The following is a 20,999-nucleotide window of genomic DNA, read 5'->3' on the forward strand; positions in this document are numbered from 1 at the left end:
CCCTCCCGGGTTGTTGTTGGGGGTGGGGGGGGGGGCTTCGTGTTTCTTGGTTGTCCCGGCCCCCCACTCCCTCCAATTTGGGGCCGCGGGGGGTGGGGGGGGGGGGGGGGCCCCGGGGGGGGGGGGCCCCCCCCCGCCGCCGTACCTCCGCCGTGGGCGGCTACCCGACGAGATCCTGGGTGCCGAGCACGGTGAGCAGCGCGAGGCGTTCGGCGTCCTCGGTGCCGGGCTCGGCCGTGTAGACCATGATGCGCAGCTCGCTGCCCGCCACGGTGAGCACGTCGCAGTCCAGCGTCACGGGGCCCACGCGCGGATGATCGATGATCTTGCGTGCGGCCTCGTGGCGGCCGACGGCGCCGGACGCCCACAGCTCGGCGAACCGGTCGCTGTTCGCGCGCAGCTCCGCCACCAGCCGCCCCAGCCGCTGATCGGCCGGGTAGCGGTCCGCAGCCGCGCGCAGGTCGGAGACCAGCGTGGCCTCGAACGCGCGCAGCGACTCCGGAGTGTGCCGGGTCCGGCCGCCCGGGCCGACGAAGTGTCGCCACACGGCGTTGCGCTGGTGGCCGCGCCACCCCGACGGGTCGCCCATCAGCGCCGCGTACGGCGGATTGGCCAGGAGCAGCGTCCCGGACGCGTCGAAGACCGCGACGGGGGTCCCGGTCAGTCGGTCCAGCAGCCGCTGGACGCTCGGCGTGATGAGCGCGGGCATCGTGTCCGGCCCCGGCGGCGCCAGCCCGGCCAGCCGGAACAGATGGGCGCGCTCGGCGCCCGCCAGCCGCAGCGCCCTGGCCAGGGCCTCGACGACCTGCACCGACGGGTTGGACGCGCGGCCCTGCTCGAGGCGGGTGACGTAGTCGACGGAGATCCCGGCCAGCAGCGCCAGCTCCTCGCGGCGCAGCCCCGGCGCCCGCCGATGCCCGCCGGCGGGCAGCCCCGCGGCCTCGGGTGCCACCCGGTCGCGCCAACGGCGCACCGCCTGCCCGAACTCCGCTGTCGCCATGCAGCCCAGTGTGCACCGCCGCGCCGCACATGTGCCTGGTACCGGTAGTCCCAGGAACACGGGACGTCTGGCTGACCGCACCGCCCCGCCGCACCCTGGAGGCATGACGACAACACTCATCACCGGAGCCAACAAGGGGCTCGGTTTCGAAACCGCCCGTCGGCTCGTCGCAGCAGGTCACACCGTCTACATCGGCAGCCGGGACGCCGAGCGCGGGCGCCGGGCCGCCGAGCGGCTGGGCGCGCGGATGGTCCTCCTCGATGTCACCGACGACGCGTCCGTCGCGGCCGCGGCGAAGGCCGTCGAGGCCGACGGCGGACTGGATGTGCTGGTCAACAACGCCGGCGTCGAAGCGCGGGAGCCGGACGGACGGGTGATCGGCGCGGCGGAGGCGACCGCCGACGCGATGCGGTCGGTCTTCGAGACGAACGTGTTCGGCGTGGTGCGCGTGACCCATGCGTTCCTGCCGCTGCTGCGGCGGTCCGCCGCCCCGGTCGTGGTCAACGTCAGCAGCGGCCTTGCCTCGCTGACCCGGGTCACCACCCCGGACACACCGACGTACGCCTACCCGGGCGTCGCCTACCCGACGTCGAAGACCGCGGTCAACATGATCACCGTGCAGTACGCGAAGGCGTTCCCGCAGATGCGGATCAACGCGGTGGAGCCCGGCTACACCGCGACGGACCTGAACCGGCACACCGGCACACAGACCGTCGAGGAGGGCGCCGAGATCATCGTCCGCATGGCACAGGTGGGCCCCGACGGCCCGACCGGAGGCTACTTCGACGCCGAAGGCCCCCTCCCCTGGTAACGGGGCGGGCGGTCACCCCAGGAACGACTCGACGGCCGAGCTGACCGCGGCGGGGCTCTCCAGCGGCAGCTCGTGCCCCGCGTCGAGGATCCGTACCACCGCGTCCGGATAGCCCTTGGCCATCCGCAGCATCTGCGACACCGGCAGCTGGATGTCGTGATAGCCGTGCAACAGCAGGGTGGGCGTCCGGATCTCACCGACCCGGTCGAGCACATCGAAGGCCCGCATCGCGTCGTAGCAGGTCATGACCACCTCGCGCGGCGTGGTCGCGGAGGCGCGGGCGTATCGCCGCACCTCCTCGCGCGGATGGCCGGGGCCGAAGGCCCGCTGGATGTTGGCCGTGACGAAGACACGGAACGGCAGCAGCGTCGAGGCCGCCATCAGCAGACCGCGGCCGCGGCTGTACACCATCCGGCTGATCGAGCTCACCAGCACCATGCGCTCGATCCGCCCCGGGTGGTCCAGCGCCAGCGTCTGGGCGATCATGCCGCCCATGGAGTGGCCGACCGGGACGAAGCGGTCGACCTCCAGCCGGTCGAGCAGGGCGCGCACATCGCCGGCCAGCTCGGCGATGGTGCGCGGTACCCCGTCGCTCTCGCCGTGCCCGCGCAGATCCAGGCGGATCACCCGCCGGTGCGGGGCGAAGTGCGCCATCTGGTGGTCCCAGCGGTGCCGATTCGCCGTCCAGCCGTGGATGAACACCAGCGGCACACCGTCGCGGCGACCCTCGTCGTCGAACGTCAGTCTGGCGCCAACGACTTCGAGCTGCGGCATGGGTCACGACCTCCGGGCTGTGGCGCGTGCGGGTACGGAACGTTCACCACCGGCCGACTACCGGCGCCCGCCCAGGAAGTCGAGGATGTGCCCGAACACATCGAGGGCGGCGCCCCGGCCGATGAACATGTCGAGGTGACCGTAGCCGGGGACCTCGGCGTACGCCACATCCAGCCGCGGCTGCCGGGCGGCGAGCACCTCGTGGCAGAGCTTCTGGGAGTCCAGCCACAGCCCGTTCTCGCTGCCGGAGAGCAGCAGGACGGGGCAGTCGATACGGCCGGCCTGGTCCAGGGCGTTCTCCGGCAGCGCCCGGTAGCGGCCGTCCCCGTGGTGCCAGCGCACCATGCTGCGCGCCAGCTCGATCCGGCGCAGATGCGGCAGGATCCACAGCGGCGCGGGGCCGAGCAGCTCCGCCAGCCGGTTGTGCGTGGTGGCGGACAGATGTTCGTGCACGAACAGCGAGGCGCCCGTGCCCCAGGCCGAGTTGTGCAGAATCTGGCAGGTCGGGTCCGGGCAGCTCGCCTTCCGCGAAGCCAGGGCGAACAGCGGGGTGTACCGCGACCAGAAGCCCACCTTGCGGAAGTCCACGGGAATGTGGTCGACACGTGACTTCAGCAACTCGGCGGCCAGCGTCATCCGCAGGGACGTCCGGCCCGCAAGCTTCGGCGTCAGGAACACCCCGTGCGCCACCACCCCGGCGAGCCCCGGCACCAGGCCCGCCGCCATGCTCATCGACAGCGAGAGCGCGCCGATGCAGTGGGCCACGACGAACAGCGGCCGGTCGCCGATCCGCTGCCGGACCAGCGCCACCGCCTCGGGGATGTCGTACACGGCGACGTCGTCGTAGGTGTAGCGGCGGCCGGTCTCGTTGTAGGGGAGCCGACAGCTGCCCCGCCAGTCCAGCAGCCACGGCTCATAGCCCTCGTCCAGCAGGACCTCGACCAGGTTGCGGGTCTCGGGCAGCAGAAACATGTCGGAGGACGCGGTGTGGCCGTGCAGCAGCAGCACCGCGGGCCGGTGCCCCTGGCCGGGGGATGAGCCGGTGGTCACCCTGGTCAGGCCGAGCAGGGTGCCGTCCTTGACCCGGAAGGGGAACTCCTCGACGGTCGCCCCGTCGAGCCGGGCGTACAGCGGCCGCAGGGTCACCGGGGTTCGCGGGGATCGCGGGGTCTGCGGGGTCCTCGAGGTCAGCGGGGTCATCGGTCGCGCTCCGTCAGTGTCGGGTTCCGGCGAAGGTCGAGCAGGTCCGCCCCCACCCGGGCGAACGGGCCGAGCAGGCCACGGCCCATCTCCCGGCCGAACCAGGCCAGCCAGGTCAGCTTGGCCACCCGCTTCTCCTGGCCGGAGAGGAGCGGATCGACCCGGATGCCGTCGATCTGGTCGCGCACATAGCTGTCGGCGGGCACCACGACCTCGCCCGCCAGGCTCGCGGGCTCGCCCTCGCGGCCGATCTCGACGGTCAGCGCACGCGTCTGCCGCCACACATCGCGCCGCGCGCGGGCGAACTTCCGGCCCTCCAGCCACCACCGCCGGCCGTCCGCGTCACGCAACCGCAGCCGATAGAGCAGCAGTTGATGACGCAGGCCGTGGCGCAGGGGTATCCCCTCCTGCGGGCGGACCCACAGATCGCCCCGCTCCACCACGACCGGATCGGGGTGCAGCAGCGCGCAGGACAGCTCTCCGCGCACATCGACCCGGCGCTCCCGCACCAGCTGGTACATGCTCGCGATCGACAGGGTCAGCGACAGCGTGCACTCGCTGTGCGCGGGCCCGCCGACCGGGCCCAGGGTGCCCTCGATCGTCTCGGGGAACCACAGATACGGCGGGTCCTGACGGTTCGGCAGCCGGCCGAGGCCGTCCCCGGCCAGCCGCTCGAACGTCTTCAGCTGCGCCTGGGTGTCGTACCGGGTCGCGGCCGGCAGACCGTGCGCGGCGACGAACGCGTCGGTGCGCTCGCCGGTGGCCTCGGGCCCCTTCAGCGTCGCCTCGCACAGCTTCAGGGCGGCCGGGCTGCGCAGCACCCTGGTCAGGAAGTCCAGCCCGGGGACCGGCTCCGCCTCCAGCCGGGCCAGGGCGTCGGCCCGCCACTCGTCCCACTCCTGCACCGTCACGTTCATGCCGCCGAACCCCATGTCCCGCACCACGTCGTCCAGGGTGTTCGGGACGCCCGTCAGGTTGTAGTTGTAGCCCCAGGCGGCGGGTTCGCAGATGACGGCCGCCGCCACCCGGCTCACCCAGTCCACCGGGGCGGCGTTGAGGTAGCGGAAGGCGGGCACGGTACGGAACCGGCCGAACGCCGAGATCAGCCCGCTGCTGAGGTCCTGGGCGTTGTACGCGCCCGTCCTGGTGTGTCCGCCGATGCCCCCGGGGCGCATCACGGTGACCACCAGGCCGTGGTCACGGGCGCGCCGCAGCGCGGTCTCGGCCACCCACTTGGACTTGTCGTAGCCCGCGACCAGGCGGTCGATGCGGGCGAGCGGGTCGTCCTCGCCCATGGAGGCGATGCCGACCTGGTTGAACACCGCGATCGACGAGATGTGGTGCAGCGGCTTGGGCCGCCCGGTCGCCGCCAGCTCCGCCAGAGTCAGCGGCCCCGCCACATTGCTCTGCCGCAGCGAGGGGTAGCCGCGCAGAAAGTCCACCGCCGCCGCCACACTGACCACAGAGTCCAACTCCTCGGCCAGCGCGCTCCAGCGGTCCTCCGGCAGGCCGAGGCGCGGTCGGCGGAGGTCGCCCGGCAGGACGGTGACCCGCCTGCGGATCTCCGAGGACCACGGGAGGGAGAAGCCGGCCAGCGCGGTGCCGAGCCGCTGGGTGGCCTCTTCCTCGTCGGCCGCGCGGACCAGGCAGTAGACGTGGGCGTCGCTGTACCGCAGCAGGTCGAGGAGCATATGGCCGCCGAGGAAGCCGGTGGCCCCGGTCAGCAGGATCCGGCGGGGCGCGGCGGGCTCCGGCGGTCCCGTCCACGGCAGGCCGTCGGCGCGGGCCAGGTCGGCCAGGACCAGCTCGAGATCCTCGTCGGCGGCGCCCACGGACGCGGTCCGGGCCGCGGGTACGGCGTTGGCCGCGGGGCCGGGGGCCGTCGGGCTCGGGGCGGAGGCTCCGATGGCCGGCAGATGGCGCTCGGCGAGACGGCGCGGCCGGGCGTCGGCGAACACATCGTCCAGGGCGAGCTCCACGCCCGACTCCCGGGCCAGCGCGGCCACCAGCTCCACCGCGTCGACGGAGGTGCCCCCGGCGTCGAAGAAGTCGGTGTCGGGCCCCATCCGGCCGTCGGGCAGAAAGCGGGCGGCCACGGCGGCGATGGCCTCCGCCAGCCGGTCCACGTCCGCGGCGGTGTTCGTGTCCGCGTTCGCGTTCGCGTCCACGTCGGCGGCCGGCCCGTCGCCGGGCGGCGCGGACGCCGAGACCGGTGCCGATGCGGCCCCGGGCAGGGCCCGGGCCAGCAGGTCGGCCACGCTGAGCCCGCCGCCACCCCGTTCGATCGACTCGCCAACCGGCCGCCGTCCCTCGTCACTCATCTTGCCCTCACTGCTCCCAGGACCGGAACGCCCGCAGGTGCTCCGGCGTCGTCACGACTGCCAGGTATGTGTCGTCCGGCTCACCGCCGCCCAGCGCGGCGAGCAGCCGTCGGACAGGTGCGTTGCGCGGTGTCCGCTCCGCCGTCAGACGTACCGTGGCGCAGCCCAGGGCCTCGGCGCGGTCGGCCAGCCACCCCAGGAGCCGCTCCTCCACCCCGCGGCCCAGCGCACGGCAGCTGAGCATCCAGGCCAGGACGTCGAGCCGGTCGCCGTCCCGGCGGACCGCGAGCAGCCCGATCTGCCCGTAGTCCCCGAACCGGTCGCGGGCCGCGGCCGTCCACACCTCGCCCTGCTGGCGCCACCGCTCCAGATCGCCGCCGTCGGCCGACCGGGCGCGCAGGGTGAACTGGTTGGTGCGGCGTACGAGTTGCTCGGCGCGCTCGGCATCCCGCCCGGACAGCGGCCGGATGTCGACCTCCAGATCCAGCTGGGCGAGAAACTCCTCGAACCCGGCCCGCTCGCGGATCGCGTCACGGGCCCGCTCATGGCGGTAGAACTCGGCGCGCAGCGAGTCCTCCGCCGTGCCCGCGGCCGGGACCAGCGGCCACAGCCGGGCCAGGAAGGGCTCCAGCTCCCCGGCCGCCGGGCAGGTCACGGACAGCACCTCGGGCAGCGCCGACCGCATGGCGGCGATCTCGACCGGGTTGTCGTCGAGGAACAGGAAGCTGTCGAGGCCCAGGTTGAGGGTGCGCGCCGCCGCCTCCAGGCGCTCCGCCTTGCGGCCCCACGTGGCGGAGACCACGCTGAAGTGCTCCGCCCGCAGCAGGCTGTCCGGGCGGTCGAGCACCGCCCGCACCGTGGCCTCGTCGTTGTTGCTGACCAGGACCAACAGCGCCCCGGCGGCCCGCCACTGGAGCAGCCGGCGGGCCAGCAGCGCACGGGGGCCGCCGAGGTCCACGCCGTCCGGGCCGATCTCCCCGGCCACCCCGCTCCACAGCGTCTCGTCGCCGTCCACCGCGATCACCTTCGGCGGCGTGCGGCGCACGGCCCGCACCACCTCGGCCAGGGTGAGGGCCACGGCGGCCTGGAACGGCGGGGTGAACGGCAGGTGCGCCAGCTTGTCGGTGCGGTCGTCGAACCGGTCCTCGACGGCGTGGTGCCGGGTCCAGCCGTCGGGGCGCAGCACCGCGACACCGGGCAGCTCCGCCAGCTCGGCCGCCAGTTCGCGCTCCCACCGCGCCAGGCGCTCGTCGCCGTACGAGGAGGGCAGGAACCCGACGACCAACGGCCTGCGGGTCCGCTCGGACAGGGCCCGCAGCGCGGCCGGGTACTCCGCGCGCAACTCGGCGAGCAGGGCGTCGCCGACCGGCCCGAACCGCTCCAGGTCGACGGCCCTCAGCAGCACCACTCCGAGCGCAGTCGAGGGGTCGGCGAAGACCCCGGAGGGATCCCGCAGGCCCGCCAGGACGTGGTGATACGGCGCCTCCACGACCGTCACACCGCCGCCCGCCTCCGACGGGTCGTCGGCCAGCGCCGTCTCGCACAGCAGCGGCAGGTTGCCGAGGGCGAAGGTGGCCGCGAGGGCGAGGCCCTGTCCGGGCGGTCTTTGAGGATCAGCCCGCGGCGTCAGATGAGGGGGCACCTCCCGGCCGAAGGCTGGGGGAGCATCGCAAGGCGGAGGGTCGCCCTCGTACTGGGCGCTGCGATCGATATGCCGCTGCCGCGGCGTGGCGGGCGACTCCGACAACGCAGCCGGGGGTACCCCCAGCGGTAGCTGGGGGCGCCGTATCCCCCAGCTACCGCTGGGAGGTGCCCCCTGGCGTCGCGGGCCCGAGAAGACCGCCCGGACAGGGCCTGGCGAGGGGCGCGGGGCCGTGGTGCGCGCAGGCGTGGCGGGGGAGTCGGCCGCGGGGCGGGCCTGCGCCGTGGGGTCGTCGGCCACCTCGGCGAGCAGCCGCAGGAAGCCCTCGCCGAGCGCGGCGCAGCTCGCCTCGTCCATGATGTCCAGGTTGTGGTCCAGCCGCAGCCGTCCGGCGTCCGGCGTCATCGTGACCATCAGGTCCAGGTCGGAGTACCCGGTTCCGGCCGGAAGGACCTCCAGGCCTTCCAGGCGCGCCGCCGAGGACCGTACGTAGTTGAAGTACACCTCCACCATCGGCGCGTTCTCCCGGAACAGCCCCTGCGCGGCCAGCGCCGACAGGGCGTCGGAGAACATGGCGCCCTTCGTCAGGACCCGGTCCAGGCGGCCGTCGGTGCGGCGCAGCACCTCGTGGATCGTCTCGCCGGGCGCGGCCTGGGCCGGGACGGGCACCGGCACCCCGAAGAAGCCCACCGCGTCGTACGCGTCGACGTGGACACGGGTGTCCACCGGGACGGCGAGCACGAACCGGTCCCGTTGCCGTTCGCGGGCGAGCAGCACGGTCAGGGTGCCCAGGCAGAAGGCCGCGGGGGTGATCGCGAGCCGGCTCGCCTCCGAGGACACCCGCTCCATGAGCCCGTCGGGGATCGGCAGGGTCACGCTGCCCGCCCGGAAGGAGCGCACCGGCGGGCGCGGCCGCGCGAGCGTCAGATCGAGCCGGGCGCTGCCGGTGAACGCCTCGCGCCAGTCGGCCGCCGCCTCGTCGGCGCGGTCGGTGGGCCGTGCCTCCTGCGCCTGGAGCAGCAGGTCGATGTCGCGGTTGGAGACGGCGTCGCCCAGCGGGGCGCCGGACAGCTCGCGGCCGATCTCGGCCGCCACGAGCAGCAGCGACTGAAGGTCGCTCACCGCGTGGTGCGCGCCGAACACCAGGACCTGGCCCCGGTCGCCGCGGTCGAGCAGCTCGAACCGCCACAGCGGCGCGGCCGCCAGGTCGAACGGCGGCTCCAGCAGCTCCCGCAGCCGCCTGCCCACCGCGGCATCCTCGTCCGCGCCGCCGCCGAGCTCCGACCAGCGCAGCAGGGGCCCCGCGGGCTCCCGCTCGACGCGCAGCCGTGTGCCCTCCCTGGTCCCCGTGAGGATCGCCGTGCGCAGCGCCGCGTGCCGCGCGGCCAGCCGGGCCAGGATGTCGGTCAACCGCCCCCGGGTGGTGGGCGCGGCGAGCCGGACCGCGAGGCCGATGGCCTGTGCGGCACCGGGGGTGTCCCGGCGGGCGCTGCGCAACAGCCGCACCACGTCACGGGTCGCGGGCCGCAGATCGACCTCGGGCACATCGGCCGCGGAATCGGCCACCGGCGGCCCATTCCGGACGGGCCCGGTGGAGGTGTCCCGCTCCGCCAGCGCCGCGCCCAGGTCCCGTGCGAGGCCGCGGATGTCGGCCGCCGAGAACACCGCCGAGGCGGGCAGTTCGACGCCGAGCTCACGGGCGAAGGCGTTGCGCAGCCGGACGATCATCAAGGAGTCGAGCCCCAGCTCCTTCAGGGCCGTCGTGGGGGCGGCGTCCGCGACCCCGCCGCCGGCCACCTCGCCGACCCTGGCCCGTACATAGGCCTCCAGACGGTCCGTCCGCTCCCGCGCCGTCGTGGCCGCGAGCACCCGGGCGACCAGTCCGCCCGCGCCCGGCGCCGCGGCCGGGGCGGGCACCAGGTCGGACAGCAACGGCCGCGACCGTACGGTGTCCGGGTCGAGCGCGAGCGCCTCCCGGTCCAGGGCGAGCGGGGCGAGTTGGCGGCGCGCCGTGGGCAGCAGCCCCTCGAACAGCTCGCCTCCCTCCTGCGGGGAGAGGCCCACCAGGCCCGACCGGCTCACCGACGCGGCCCGGATGTCCGACCCGGCCACCAGGCCGACCTCCGCCCAGGCGCCCCAGTCGAGGCTGAGCGCCGGCCGGCCGGCGCGGGCGAGATGGTGCGCCCAGGCGTCGAGGAAGGCGTTCGCCGCGCAGTACGGGCTCTGTCCGGCCGAGCCGAGCAGGCCCGCAGCCGACGAGAACAGCACCAGACGCTCCGCCTCGGGCACCAGCTCGGTGAGCAGGGCCGTGCCCAGCACCTTGGGGGCGAGGACCCGCAGCACCCGCTCCTCCGTCAGATGGGGCACCGTGGCGTCGTCCAGCACGCCGGCGGTGTGGACGACGCCGGTGAGCGGGCCGAGTTCGCGCCGCAGCCCGTCCAGCGCGGCGGCCAGGCCCGCCCGGTCGGCGACGTCCGCCCGGGCGTGGCGGACCGTCACGCCGCGCCCCCGCAGGTCCTCGATCCAGCGCGCCGCCTCCGCGGTGGGCGCTCCCCGGCTCAACAGCGCCAGCCGGCGCGCACCGCGCCGCACCAGGCGCTCGGCGACGACCCGGCCGAGGCCGCCGAGACCACCGGTGACCAGATACGCGCCGTCGGGGCGGGGCTCGCCGCGCCCGGCGTCGTCCGGACGGGTGCGGACGAGGCGCGGCACCAGGCGGCCCGTGCCGCGCAGCGCGACCAGGCGCTCGCCGTCGGCGTGCCGCAGCTGTGCCCACAGGGCGTCGAGACCGCCGTCCGACGGCAGGTCGATCAGCGTGGTGGCCAGCTCCGGGTACTCCTGGGCCACCGCGAGGCCGAAGCCCCAGCCGAGCGCCTGCTGCGGGTGTGTCACCTCCGCGCTGTCCCCGGCGGCCTGGGCGCCCCGTACGACCAGGAACAGGCGCGGGGCCCGGCCGCGCGGGCGGTCGGCGAGCGCGCGCACCAGGTGCGCGGTGGACAGGCAGCACAGCCGGGCGGCCCGGGCGGCCGCCTCGGCCGACTCGATCAGCGGGGCGTCCAGGGCGGACAGCTGGACCACCCGCTCCGGCGGCCCCTCGGGGAACGCCTCCGCCAGCAGGCGCGCCAGGTGCTGCGGGTTCAGCGGATCGAGCCGGTAGCGCCCGGGCGCCTCCGCCGCGAACGTGTCGCCCCTGCGGGCCACCACGTGCGGCACCGGTCCGAGCAGGCCGCTGAGCGCGGCCCCCACGCCCGACTCGTCCGACAGGATCAGCCAGCCGCCCTGGGCGGGCGCCTCGCGCGCGGCGGGCCTGGGCAGCCACCGCGTCTCGAAGAGCGAGCCGTCGAGCGGAGACAGCGCGGCCAGCCGGAACCCCTCGATGTCCAGGACGAGTTGTTCCTCCGCGTCCCAGACCCGCAGATCCAGGGTGGCGGTGTCCCCGTCCACGGCGCGCAGCGAGCAGGTCGCCCAGGCCGGTGCGGTACGCCGGCCCGTGAACCGCAGCCGCCCGACCCCGGCGGGTACGAACGCCCGGCCCGCGGGGGCGTCGCCCGGCAGGGCGGCCGTCCGGAAGGCGGCGTCGAGGACGGCGGGGTGCAGCAGATGCCCGGCGGCGGGCACCTCGGCCAGCCGGCCGAGCGCCGCGCCGGCCGAGCGATGGCCCTCCTCCAGGCCCCGGAAGGCCGGGCCGTAGTCGATGCCCAGGGCGGCAAGACGGGCGTGGACTTCGGCCATGTCGACTGCCTCGGCGCACAACTCCCGCAGCTCGGCGAGGCCTTCAGGGCCGCCGCCGGGCCCGGGGCACGGCTCGGCCTCGGCGCGGGCAACACGCCCGCGGACGTGCCGCACCCACTCCGGGCGCGGCCCGCGGAGGGCCGTCGAGGCGATGGCGAAGTCCCGGACGCCGTGCTCCTCGGGCCGCAGGACCAGCTGAAGCCGTACGGGCGCCGCCGCCTCCAGCCGCAGCGGCGCCTCGAACTCGACCTCGGACAGCCGCGGCCGTCCGCCCTCGTCGAGCGCCGACGCCGCCGCGAGCGCCATCTCCAGGAACGCGGCGGCGGGCAGCCACACCTCCCCGGCGACCCGGTGGTCGGACAGATAGCCGAACCGGCTGTCCCGCAGGTCGAGGTCGGTCTGGAAAATGTGCCTGTCGGGTTCGTCGCTGGCCTCCACATGCGTGCCGACCAGCGGCGAGGTGCCCGGCCCCGTGGCCGTCGCGGGAGCGGCCGACAGCCAGTGGCGCTCCCGGGCGAAGGCATAGGTGGGCAGGTCGGCGCGGCGGCCCGCCGGGAACAGGGCCGACCAGTCGGGCGTGTGCCCCGCGCCGTACAGCCGCCCCAGCCCGCGCAGCAGCCCGTCCGGGCCCGCTTCGTCGCGGCGCAGCGAGCCGACGCTCACCGCGTCGATCCCGGCCTCGGCGGCCACCGACTCGATCGACGCGCCGAGCGACGGATGCGGGCTCAGCTCCACGAAGTACCGACAGCCGTCGTCCAGCATGTGCCGCACCGTGTCGGCGAACCGGACCGGCTCCCGCAGATTCGCGTACCAGTAGTCGGCGTCCAGGCGGTCACCGGCGACCGGTTCCGCCAGCACCGTCGAGTACAGCGGGGTGGGCGTCCGTACCCCCCGGACACCGGCCAGCGCACCGAGCAGCTCCTCGCGCAGCGGCTCCATCAGCGGGCTGTGGGAGGCGAACGCCGCCGACAGCCGGCGCGCGGGCACCCCCTCCTCGTCGAGCCGCCGTTGCAGCCCGGCCAGCGCGTCGAGCTCGCCGGAGACTGTGGTGGACCGCCCGCTGTTGACCGCCGCCACGAACAGCCGGTCCGGATACGGGGCGAGCAGCCGTTCGACCTCCGCGCGCGGCAGCTCCACGGACAGCAGCCCGCCCCGGCCCGCCAGCGGCACCACGGCACGGGCCCGCCGGGTCACCACGGCCGCGGCGTCGTCGAGGGCGAGGGCTCCCGCGCCGTACGCGGCGGCGAGCTCGCCCAGGCTGTGGCCGACCACCGCGTCGGGGACGACCCCCAGGGAGCGCCAGGCGGCGGCCAGCGCGGAGTTGAACGCGAACAGCACCGGCTGGAGGACATCCGTCCCCTCCATACCGGGCGCGCCCGCCTCGCCGCGCAGCACCGCGCCCACCGACCAGCCGGTGTGGCGGGCGATCGCCTCGTCGCAGCGGGTCAGCTCCTCCCGGAACGCCTCGGAGCCCGCCATCAGCTCGACGCCCATGCCCGGCCACTGCCCGCCGTGCCCGGGGAAGACGAACGCCACCTTGCCCGCGGGCGCGGCCCCGGGCGGCGACAGCGACACGCCGGGCCGCGCCTCCCCCCTCGCCACGGCGTCGAGACCGGCCAGCAGCTCGGCCCGGTCGTCGGCCTCCACCGCCGCGCGCCGCTCGAAGTGGCTACGGTGGCGGGCCAGCGTATAGCCGATGTCCGGCAGGGCGGATCCGTCGGCGGGGAGGGCGGCCAGGTGTCCGGCGAGCCGGGCGGCCTGGCCGCGCAGGGCGGTGTCGCCGCGCGCGGACACCACGAACAGCCGCCGCCCCGGGGCCGCTTCGGCCCCCTCGGGCAGGGCCTGAACCGGGGGCTGAGGTGGGGCCTCCTCCACGACCACGTGGACGTTGGTGCCGCTGATCCCGAACGCGCTGACCCCCGCCCGCCGCGGCCGCGCGCCCGACGGCCAGGCCACCGGCTCCCGCAACAGCCGCAGCCCGCTGCTGTCCCAGTCCACATGGCGGCTGGGCCGGGCGGTGTGCAGGGTGCGCGGCAGCGTCGCGTGGCGCAGCGAGAGCACCACCTTGATCAGACCGGCGATGCCCGAAGCCGCCTGTAGATGGCCGAGGTTCGACTTCAGCGAGCCCAGATACAGCGGACGGCCCTGTGGCCGGGAGACGCCGAACACCTCCGACAGGGCGCCCGCCTCGATCGGGTCGCCCAGCGTGGTGCCGGTGCCGTGCGCCTCCACGTAGTCGATGTCCGCGGGCGCGAGGCCGGACAGCTCCAGGGCCCGGCGGACGACCCGCTCCTGGGCCGGGCCGTTCGGCGCCGCGAGCCCCTGACTGCGGCCGTCCTGGTTGACCGCGGTGCCCCGCAGCACGGCGAGCACCTCGTCGCCGTCGCGAAGCGCGTCGCCCAGCCGCTTGAGCACGACCATCCCCGCGCCCTCGGCCCAGACCGCGCCGTCGGCCTCGTCGGAGAACGACCGGCAGCGGCCGGTCGGGGACAGTCCCCGCAACCGGCTGAACTCCACGAACGTCTGCGGTGTCACCATCAGCGTCACGCCGCCGGTCAGCGCCAGGTCGCACTCGCCGGAGCGCAGCGCCTGGGCGGCCAGGTGCACCGCGGCGAGCGAGGAGGAACACGCGGTGTCCACGGTCAGGGCCGGGCCCTGCAACCCCAGGGCGTAGGCCAGCCGGCCCGAGGCCACACTGAGCGCGGAGCCGGTGCCGACATAGCCGTCCAGCTGGTCGAGCCGGGAGCCGGCCAGATAGTCGCTGCCGAACATGCCCACGTACACACCGGTGGTGCTGCCCGCGAGTTCGGCCGGCACGATCCCGGCGCGCTCCAGCGCCTCCCACGCCGTCTCCAGCAGCAGCCGCTGCTGCGGATCCATCGCGGCGGCCTCGCGCGGGGTGATCTCGAAGAACCCCGCGTCGAAGGCGTCGATGTCCCGGAGGAACCCGCCCTCCCTGGCGTAGGTCTTGCCCGGAGCATCGGGGTCGGGGTCGTACAGCGACCCGACGTCCCATCGGTCCGCCGGAAACGGCCCGACCGCGTCGCGGCCGTCGGCGAGCAGCTCCCACAGCGCCTCGGGGTCGGCCACGCCGCCCGGCAGCCGGCAGGCCATGGACACCACGGCCACCGGTTCGTCGGCTCCGCCACGCGCCCGCGGGGCGCCGGTCGCGGGCCGCCTGGCGGCCCGCTCGCCCGACGCGACCACGGTGTCCAGCAGATGTGCCGCGAGCCGGGCCGTCGTCGGGTGGTCGAACAGCACGGTGGCCGTCAGCCGGGCGCCGAGCCGGGCCCCGATCCGGTTGCGCAGCTCGACGGCCATGAGCGAGTCCAGGCCCAGCTCGCGCAGCGGCCGGCCGGGGCGGATGGCGTCCGGCGAGCGCAGCCCCAGGACCCGGGACGCCTCCTCGCGGACCAGGGACAGCACTCGCTCGGCGCGCTCGGCCTCCGGGAGCCGGGCGAGCCGGTCCGCCAAGGCGGCGCCGTCACGGCCGGCCCGTGGCGCGGGCAGCAGCGTGCGCCACAGCGCGGCCGGGCCGCCGTCACGGGCGAAGGTGTCACGCAGCCGCGACCGGTCCAGGGCCCAGGCGACCAGATGCGGGGCCCGGCGCGACAGTGAAAGCTCGACCAGCTCACAGGCCTGATCGGGGGTCAGTGCGCGGTAGCCGGACCGGGCCAGGCGCTCCAGATCGGCGTGTTCGGCGGCGAGCCCGCCCCCCGACCAGGCCCCGAAGGACACCGATACGCCGGGCAGGCCCAATGCCCTCCGGTGGTGGGCCAGTTGGTCGAGGTAGACGTTGGCGGCCGCGTAATTGCTCTGCCCGGCGTTCCCCACCACCCCGGCGGCCGAGGACACCAGCAGGAACAGGGCGAGCGGTGTGCCGGTGGTGAGCCGGTGGAGGTTGGCCGCCCCCGCCACCTTGGGGCGCAGCACCTCCGCGAGCCGCTCGGGCGTCTGCTCGGCGAGCACCCCGTCGGCCAGCGTGCCCGCGCAGTGCACGACGCCGCGCAGCGGCAGCTCGCCACCGACGCGGCCGAGCAGCTCGGCGAGGGCCGCCTCGTCCGCCACGTCGCACGCAACCACCTCGACCTCGGCGCCGAGCGCGGACAGCTCCGCGGTGACCTCGCCGCGGCGCGGGTCGGCGGGGCCCCGACGGGATGTCAGCAGCAGCCGCGGGACGCCGCTCTCGGCCAGCCACCGCGCGATACGCCCACCCACCGCGCCAAGACCGCCGGTGACCAGCACCGTGCCGTCGGTGGGCACCACCGTGGCGCGGCCGCCCAGCTCCAGGACGACCGGGCCGTCCCGGCCCGCGGCCCGCCGGCGCGCGGCCTCGCGCGCCGCGGTGATGGGCAGCACCTGGGGCGGCGGCGGGCGGAGGCGGCCGGAGCCGATCAGCGCCACGACCGCGCGCAGGGCCTCGCCGAGCCGTTCGCGAAGGCCGTCGTCGGAAGGGCCGTTGTCGGAGGGGTCGTTGTCGAAGGGGGCGTTGTCGGACGAGCCGAGGACGACCACCCTGCCGCCCGGCGCGGCCCCGGGGTGCCTTTCGCCCTCCGCCGCCACCAGCAGCACGTCCGACGGCTCTGCGGCGTCCCGGACGAGCCGGGCCCCGAGCGCCTCCGCGAGCCGGGCCGCGGCCGCACCCGGCGCCCCCGTGTCGGGCGCGACGCGCACCCGCTCGCCCGGCTGGACGTCGGCGAGGTCGCGCAGGGCGTGATGGGCGGTGGCGTACGCGAGGGGGAGGGACGCCGCGACGGTGAACGGCAGCTCGTCCGGGATCACCGCGACCATCCGCGCCTCGGCCACCACCTGGGAGCCCAGCGCCGTATCGGCCAGGGCGAGGACCCGCCCGCCCGGCGACAGCCCGTCGACTCCCGCGCCGACCTCCGTGATCACGCCGGCGCACTCGGCCAGCGCGCCCCGGGCGCCGGGCACCGCGCCCGCCCGCACCTCGATCCGCACCCGGCCGGGCGGCAGCTCCGGCCGGGGCACGGCGCGCAGCTCCAGGTCCGACCGGTCGCCGGGAGGCGCCGCATCCGGGGGTCCGGCCAGCTCGTAGCAGTCGTCGGCCGGGACCTTGAGGTCGTCACCGGCGCGGGCGCGTACGAGCCGCGGTGCGAGCAACCTGCCGCCGCGGACCGCGATTTCCGGCTCGGGGTCCACCAGGGCGGCGGTCAGGGCGGGCCAGGGGCCGGGTCCTTCGAGGTCGACCAGGCTCAGCCCGAGTTCCGGGTGTTCGGTGCGCGCGCCGCGGGCCAGGCCCCACAGCACGGACTGGGCGAGGCCCGGCACCGTGTCGTCGCCGTCGGCCGCGACCGCGCCGTGCGTCACCCAGACGACCCGTGACGGCGCCCGGTCGCGCGGCAGGGCGAGGAGGGCCCGCAGCTCGGCGAGTCCGGCGGCCGCCAACTCCTCGGCATGCAGGGCTGGTTCGGATTCCGAACCGGGAAGCGGCCAGAACCTGACCAACGTGCCGTTGGACTCCGGCACGGTGTCCACCGCAGTGGCCGTACGCACCCCGGTTCCCGCCGGGCCGAGACTCCTCAGGGCCGCCGCCACCCGCTCGTCCGAAGGGTCGCCGAGCAGGGTCCAGCTGTCGCCCGGTGGCGGTGTGCCGTCCGTCGGCCCGGTCTCGGCGGCCACGGCCGTCCACGCCACCTCGTACAGATGCCGGGCGGTCTCGGAGGCGACCCGCAGATCCGCCGGGTCGGCGGCGCGCAGCCGCACGCCCTCCAGGCGCCCCGCCGGAAGGCCGTCGGGGTCCCACAGCGTCACATCCAGCGTGACATCCGTCCCCGCGCCACCGGTGCGCCGCACGGACGCGGTGAGGTCGTCCGCACCGCCCGGAGGCAGGGCACACCGGTCGACGGCGACCGGCAGCAGCACGCGGCCGGAGGTGTCGAACGCGGCGGCCACGTGCAACGCGGCGTCCAGCAGGGCGGGATGGACCGGATACGGGTCCGCCACGTCGCGGGCCCGTGGCGGCAGCGAGAGCCGGGCCAGCACCTCGCCGTCGCCGACGCGCACCGCCGACCGGACACCCTGGAACGCCGGACCGTAGCCGAGGCCCGCCTCGGCCAGCCGCGCATACGTGTCCGGTCCCCAGCACGGCTCCGACGCGTCCTCCGGCCACACCGGCGGCGGGCCGACGGCGCCGGTGGCGGGCTCACCGGCCGACGCGGTGGCGTGCAGCGTCCACTCCGAGGACCCGGTCTCCCGCCCGCGCGGCCGGCTGTGCACCAGGACCTCGGGCACGGCCCGCGCGTCCGCCGCGACGACCTCGACGGACACCTCCACCGTGCCGGCGGCGGGCAGCGTCAGGGGCGCGAGCAGCAGCAGGTCGGCGACGTCGTCCTGCCGGTCGGGGCGGGCCGCCGCGAGCGCCGCCCGGCACAGCTCCGCCACGGTCGTCCCCGAGACCACCACCTGCCCGAACACCGCGTGGTCGGGCAGCCACTCGGCCGTGGCGCGGGACCACTCGCCCCGGAACGTCCAGCGCGTCGCGTCCGGTGACCGCAGCTGGACCCCGAGCAGCGGATGCCCGGCGCGGGGGAGCAGGCCCGAGGCTCCGGCCGAGGTCTCGGGCTCGGTCCAGTGCCGCTGCCGGTCCCACGCGTACGTCGGCAGCTCGGCCCACGCTCCGTCGGCGACCAGGCGCGACCAGTTGATGTCCCGCCCGTGGACGTGCAGTTCGGCCGCCGCCCGGTCCAGACAGCCGGGCCCGTCCTCGTCGCGCCGCAGGGAACCGACGGCGACCAGCTCGTGGCCGGTGTCCTCGGCGACCGTCCGCAGGGCGGTGATCAGCGACGGATGCGGGCTGAGTTCGACGAAGTAGCGGTATCCGTCGGCCGCCATGCGCTCCACGGTGGCGGCGAAGCGCACCGGCTCGCGCAGATTGCGGTACCAGTAGTCGGCCTCCAGCTCCTCGCCGACCGGCTCGCCGAACACCGTCGAATACCACGCGACGGACGCCGGATACGTGACGATGCCGTCGAGGTCCCCCAGGATCGCCTCGCGCACGGGCTCGACCCGCGGGCTGTGCGACGCGTAGTCGACGTCCAGCCGCCGGGTGAACACCCGCTCCCGCTCGAGGCCGGCCAGCAGGGACTCCAGCGGCGCCACCTCCCCGGCCACCACCGTCGACCTGCCGCTGTTGACGGCCGCCACGGACACCGCCCCGCCCAGCTCCGCGAGGCGGGCCTCGACCTCCGCGGACGGCAGGGCCACCACGGCCATGGCACCGCTCCCCACCACGCCCGTCAGGGCCTGGCTGCGCAGCGCCACCACGGCCGCCGCGTCGTGCAGACCGAGCGCCCCGGCGACACAGGCCGCGGCGACCTCGCCCTGGCTGTGCCCCACCACGGCGTCCGGCCGCACCCCGCGGGCCCGCCACACCGCCGCGAGGGCCACCATGACGGCGAACAGCACCGGCTGGACGACGTCGACCCGCTCCAGGGGCGGCGCGTCCGCGTCGCCGCGCAGCACGGCCGCGACCGACCAGCCGGTGTGCGGGAGCAGGGCCGCGTCGCAGCGGTCGAGCTCGTCCGCGAACAGCGGGGAGCCGACCAGCAGATCACGGGCCATCCCGGCCCACTGCGCTCCCTGGCCCGGAAACACGAAGGCCAGCTTCCCCGGCGGCAGCGGCTCCGACGGCCCCACGACCAGTTCCTCTCCTGGCCGCCCGGCGGCCAGCCCGCGCAGCCCGCTCAGCAACTCGTCGCGGTGGCGCGCCACGACCACGGCGCGCCGCTCGAAGTGCGTACGGCGATGCGCCAGCGTCGCGGCGACGGCCCGCAGAGGCGGGGCCGCTTCGGCGGTCAGGGCGTCCAGGAGCCGGCCGGCCTGTCCGCGCAGGGCGGGCAGGGCGTGGGCCGACAGCGGGAACAGCGTCGCCTCCGGCCGTTCGTCACCGGCGGACCGCGGCGGCGGTGCCAGGTCTTCCGGCGCCTCCTCGATCACCACATGCGCGTTGGTGCCGCTGATCCCGAACGCGCTCACCCCGGCGCGGCGCACCCGCTCGCCGCGCGGCCACGCGCGCGCCCGGCCGTACACCTCCAGGCCGCCGCCCGCCCAGTCGACCCGCTCGGTCGGCGTGTCGGCGTGCAGCGACGCCGGAAGCCGCTCGTGCCGCAGCGCCAGCACCGTCTTGATGACCCCGCCGATCCCCGCCGCGGCCTGCGCGTGGCCGATGTTCGACTTCAGGGACCCCACGCCCAGCGGCCGGCCGGCGGGGCGGCCCGGCCCGAAGACGGCGGTGAGGGCGCGGCCCTCGATGGGGTCGCCGAGCAGGGTGCCGGTGCCGTGCGCCTCCACATAGTCCACGTCGTGCGGTTCGAGGCAGGCGGCATCCAGCGCGGCGCGTACGACCCGCTCCTGCGCCGGGCCGCTGGGGGCGCTCAGGCCCTGGCTGCGGCCGTCCTGGTTGATCGCCGAGCCCTTGACGACCGCGAGCACCCGGTCGCCGTCCCGCCGCGCGTCGGCCAGCCGCTTGAGCACCACCAGGCCGCAGCCCTCGGCCCACACCACGCCGTCCGCGTCGGCCGAGAACGGCCGGCACCGCCCGGTGGGCGACAGCCCGCGGAGCCTGCTGAACTCGACGTGGCCGCGCGGGGTGACCATCAGCGTGACGCCCCCGGCCAGGGCCAGGTCGCACTCGCCACCCGCCAGGGCGCGCGCGGCCAGGTGCAGGGCGACCAGCGAGGAGGAGCAGGCGGTGTCGACCGTCACGGCCGGGCCCCGCAGATCCAGCGCGTAGGCGAGCCGGCCGGAGGCGACGCTCGCCGCCGCGCCCGTGCCGACGTGCCCGTCCAGCTGCCCAAGACCGGCCGAGGCCAGATACCCGCTGTCGTACAGGCCGAGATAGACGCCGGTGGAGCTGCCGCCCAGCTCTTTGGGGACCATCCCGGCCCGCTCGACCGCCTCCCAGCAGGTCTGGAGCAGCAGCCGCTGCTGGGGGTCCGTCGCGGCCGCCTCGCGTGGCGCGATCCCGAAGAACGCGGCGTCGAAGCGGTCGATGTCGGTGAGGAACCCGCCCCGCAGGGTGTACGCCTTGCCGGTGGCGTCCGGATCCGGGTCGTACAGCCCCCGGGTGTCCCAACGGCCCGCCGGGACCTCGCGGATGGCGTCCTCGCCCGCGTCCAGGAGCCGCCAGAGGCCCTCCGGGTCGTCCGCGCCCCCGGGAAAGCGGCAGGCCATCGAGATGATCGCGATGTCGTCCGGCGCCCCCGGCACCCGGGGCGGCCGGGCCCCGGACGCGGGGCTCTTGCCGCCGGACAGCGCTTCGGTGATAGAGGAGATCGTGGGGTGGTCGTAGAGCAGGGAGGGGTCCAGCTCACGGCCGATCCGCTCGGACAGGCCCACGGTCAGCGCCACCAGATCGCGCGAGCCCAGGCCGAATTCGGCGATCGGCCGGTCGGCCTCGACCCGCAGCGGGTCGAGCCCGGTGCGGTCGGCGACGGCCTGTGCCAGCCACGCCTGGACGGCCTCGGGGGAGGCGGCGGTGAAGTTCCTCGCGGACAT

Annotated in this window: 6 protein-coding genes; 1 reads left to right on the top strand and 5 read right to left on the bottom strand. The window is 75.8% G+C overall.

Translation table 11 applies throughout. The annotated features are described in order from the left end of the window. Positions 1-160: 160 nt before the first annotated feature. Positions 161-1,000, bottom strand: coding sequence for a helix-turn-helix transcriptional regulator (locus ACH4S9_RS33010; protein WP_311723256.1), 840 nt, complete (start codon positions 998-1,000; stop codon positions 161-163). A gap of 103 nt (positions 1,001-1,103) precedes the next feature. Between ACH4S9_RS33010 and ACH4S9_RS33015 the strand changes: the two genes are divergently transcribed. After that, positions 1,104-1,811, top strand: coding sequence for an SDR family NAD(P)-dependent oxidoreductase (locus ACH4S9_RS33015; protein WP_385337320.1), 708 nt, complete (start codon positions 1,104-1,106; stop codon positions 1,809-1,811). A gap of 12 nt (positions 1,812-1,823) precedes the next feature. Here ACH4S9_RS33015 and ACH4S9_RS33020 read toward each other — a convergent pair whose 3' ends face one another. The 4 genes from ACH4S9_RS33020 to ACH4S9_RS33035 are packed head-to-tail and all read right to left on the bottom strand — an operon-like array spanning position 1,824 to position 20,999. Next, complete coding sequence (locus tag ACH4S9_RS33020) at positions 1,824-2,585, bottom strand: alpha/beta hydrolase (protein WP_311723254.1); 762 nt, start codon at positions 2,583-2,585, stop codon at positions 1,824-1,826. A 57-nt stretch (positions 2,586-2,642) separates the two neighbouring features. Continuing rightward, positions 2,643-3,785 carry an alpha/beta fold hydrolase gene (locus ACH4S9_RS33025; RefSeq protein ID WP_311723253.1) on the bottom strand — a complete coding sequence of 381 codons (1,143 nt, stop codon included), beginning with the start codon at positions 3,783-3,785 and terminating at the stop codon, positions 2,643-2,645. After that, positions 3,782-6,106 carry a thioester reductase domain-containing protein gene (locus ACH4S9_RS33030; protein ID WP_398375238.1) on the bottom strand — a complete coding sequence of 775 codons (2,325 nt, stop codon included), beginning with the start codon at positions 6,104-6,106 and terminating at the stop codon, positions 3,782-3,784. Before ACH4S9_RS33030 ends, ACH4S9_RS33025 begins: the two co-directional genes overlap by 4 nt. A gap of 7 nt (positions 6,107-6,113) precedes the next feature. Further along, positions 6,114-20,999 (bottom strand): SDR family NAD(P)-dependent oxidoreductase, encoded by a 14,886-nt coding sequence (locus ACH4S9_RS33035; RefSeq protein ID WP_398375239.1) that lies wholly within the window; start codon positions 20,997-20,999, stop codon positions 6,114-6,116.

Origin of the sequence: Streptomyces sp. NPDC021225 (assembly GCF_044332865.1) — a bacterium.
Taxonomy (GTDB): Bacteria; Actinomycetota; Actinomycetes; order Streptomycetales; family Streptomycetaceae; genus Streptomyces.

Coding starts and splice junctions, on each gene's coding strand:
- ACH4S9_RS33010 (WP_311723256.1), bottom strand. CDS start 1,000: ATGGCGACAGCGGAGTTCGGGCAGGCGGTGCGCCGTTGGCGCGACCGG.
- ACH4S9_RS33020 (WP_311723254.1), bottom strand. CDS start 2,585: ATGCCGCAGCTCGAAGTCGTTGGCGCCAGACTGACGTTCGACGACGAG.
- ACH4S9_RS33035 (WP_398375239.1), bottom strand. CDS start 20,999: ATGTCCGCGAGGAACTTCACCGCCGCCTCCCCCGAGGCCGTCCAGGCG.
- ACH4S9_RS33015 (WP_385337320.1), top strand. CDS start 1,104: ATGACGACAACACTCATCACCGGAGCCAACAAGGGGCTCGGTTTCGAA.
- ACH4S9_RS33025 (WP_311723253.1), bottom strand. CDS start 3,785: ATGACCCCGCTGACCTCGAGGACCCCGCAGACCCCGCGATCCCCGCGA.
- ACH4S9_RS33030 (WP_398375238.1), bottom strand. CDS start 6,106: ATGAGTGACGAGGGACGGCGGCCGGTTGGCGAGTCGATCGAACGGGGT.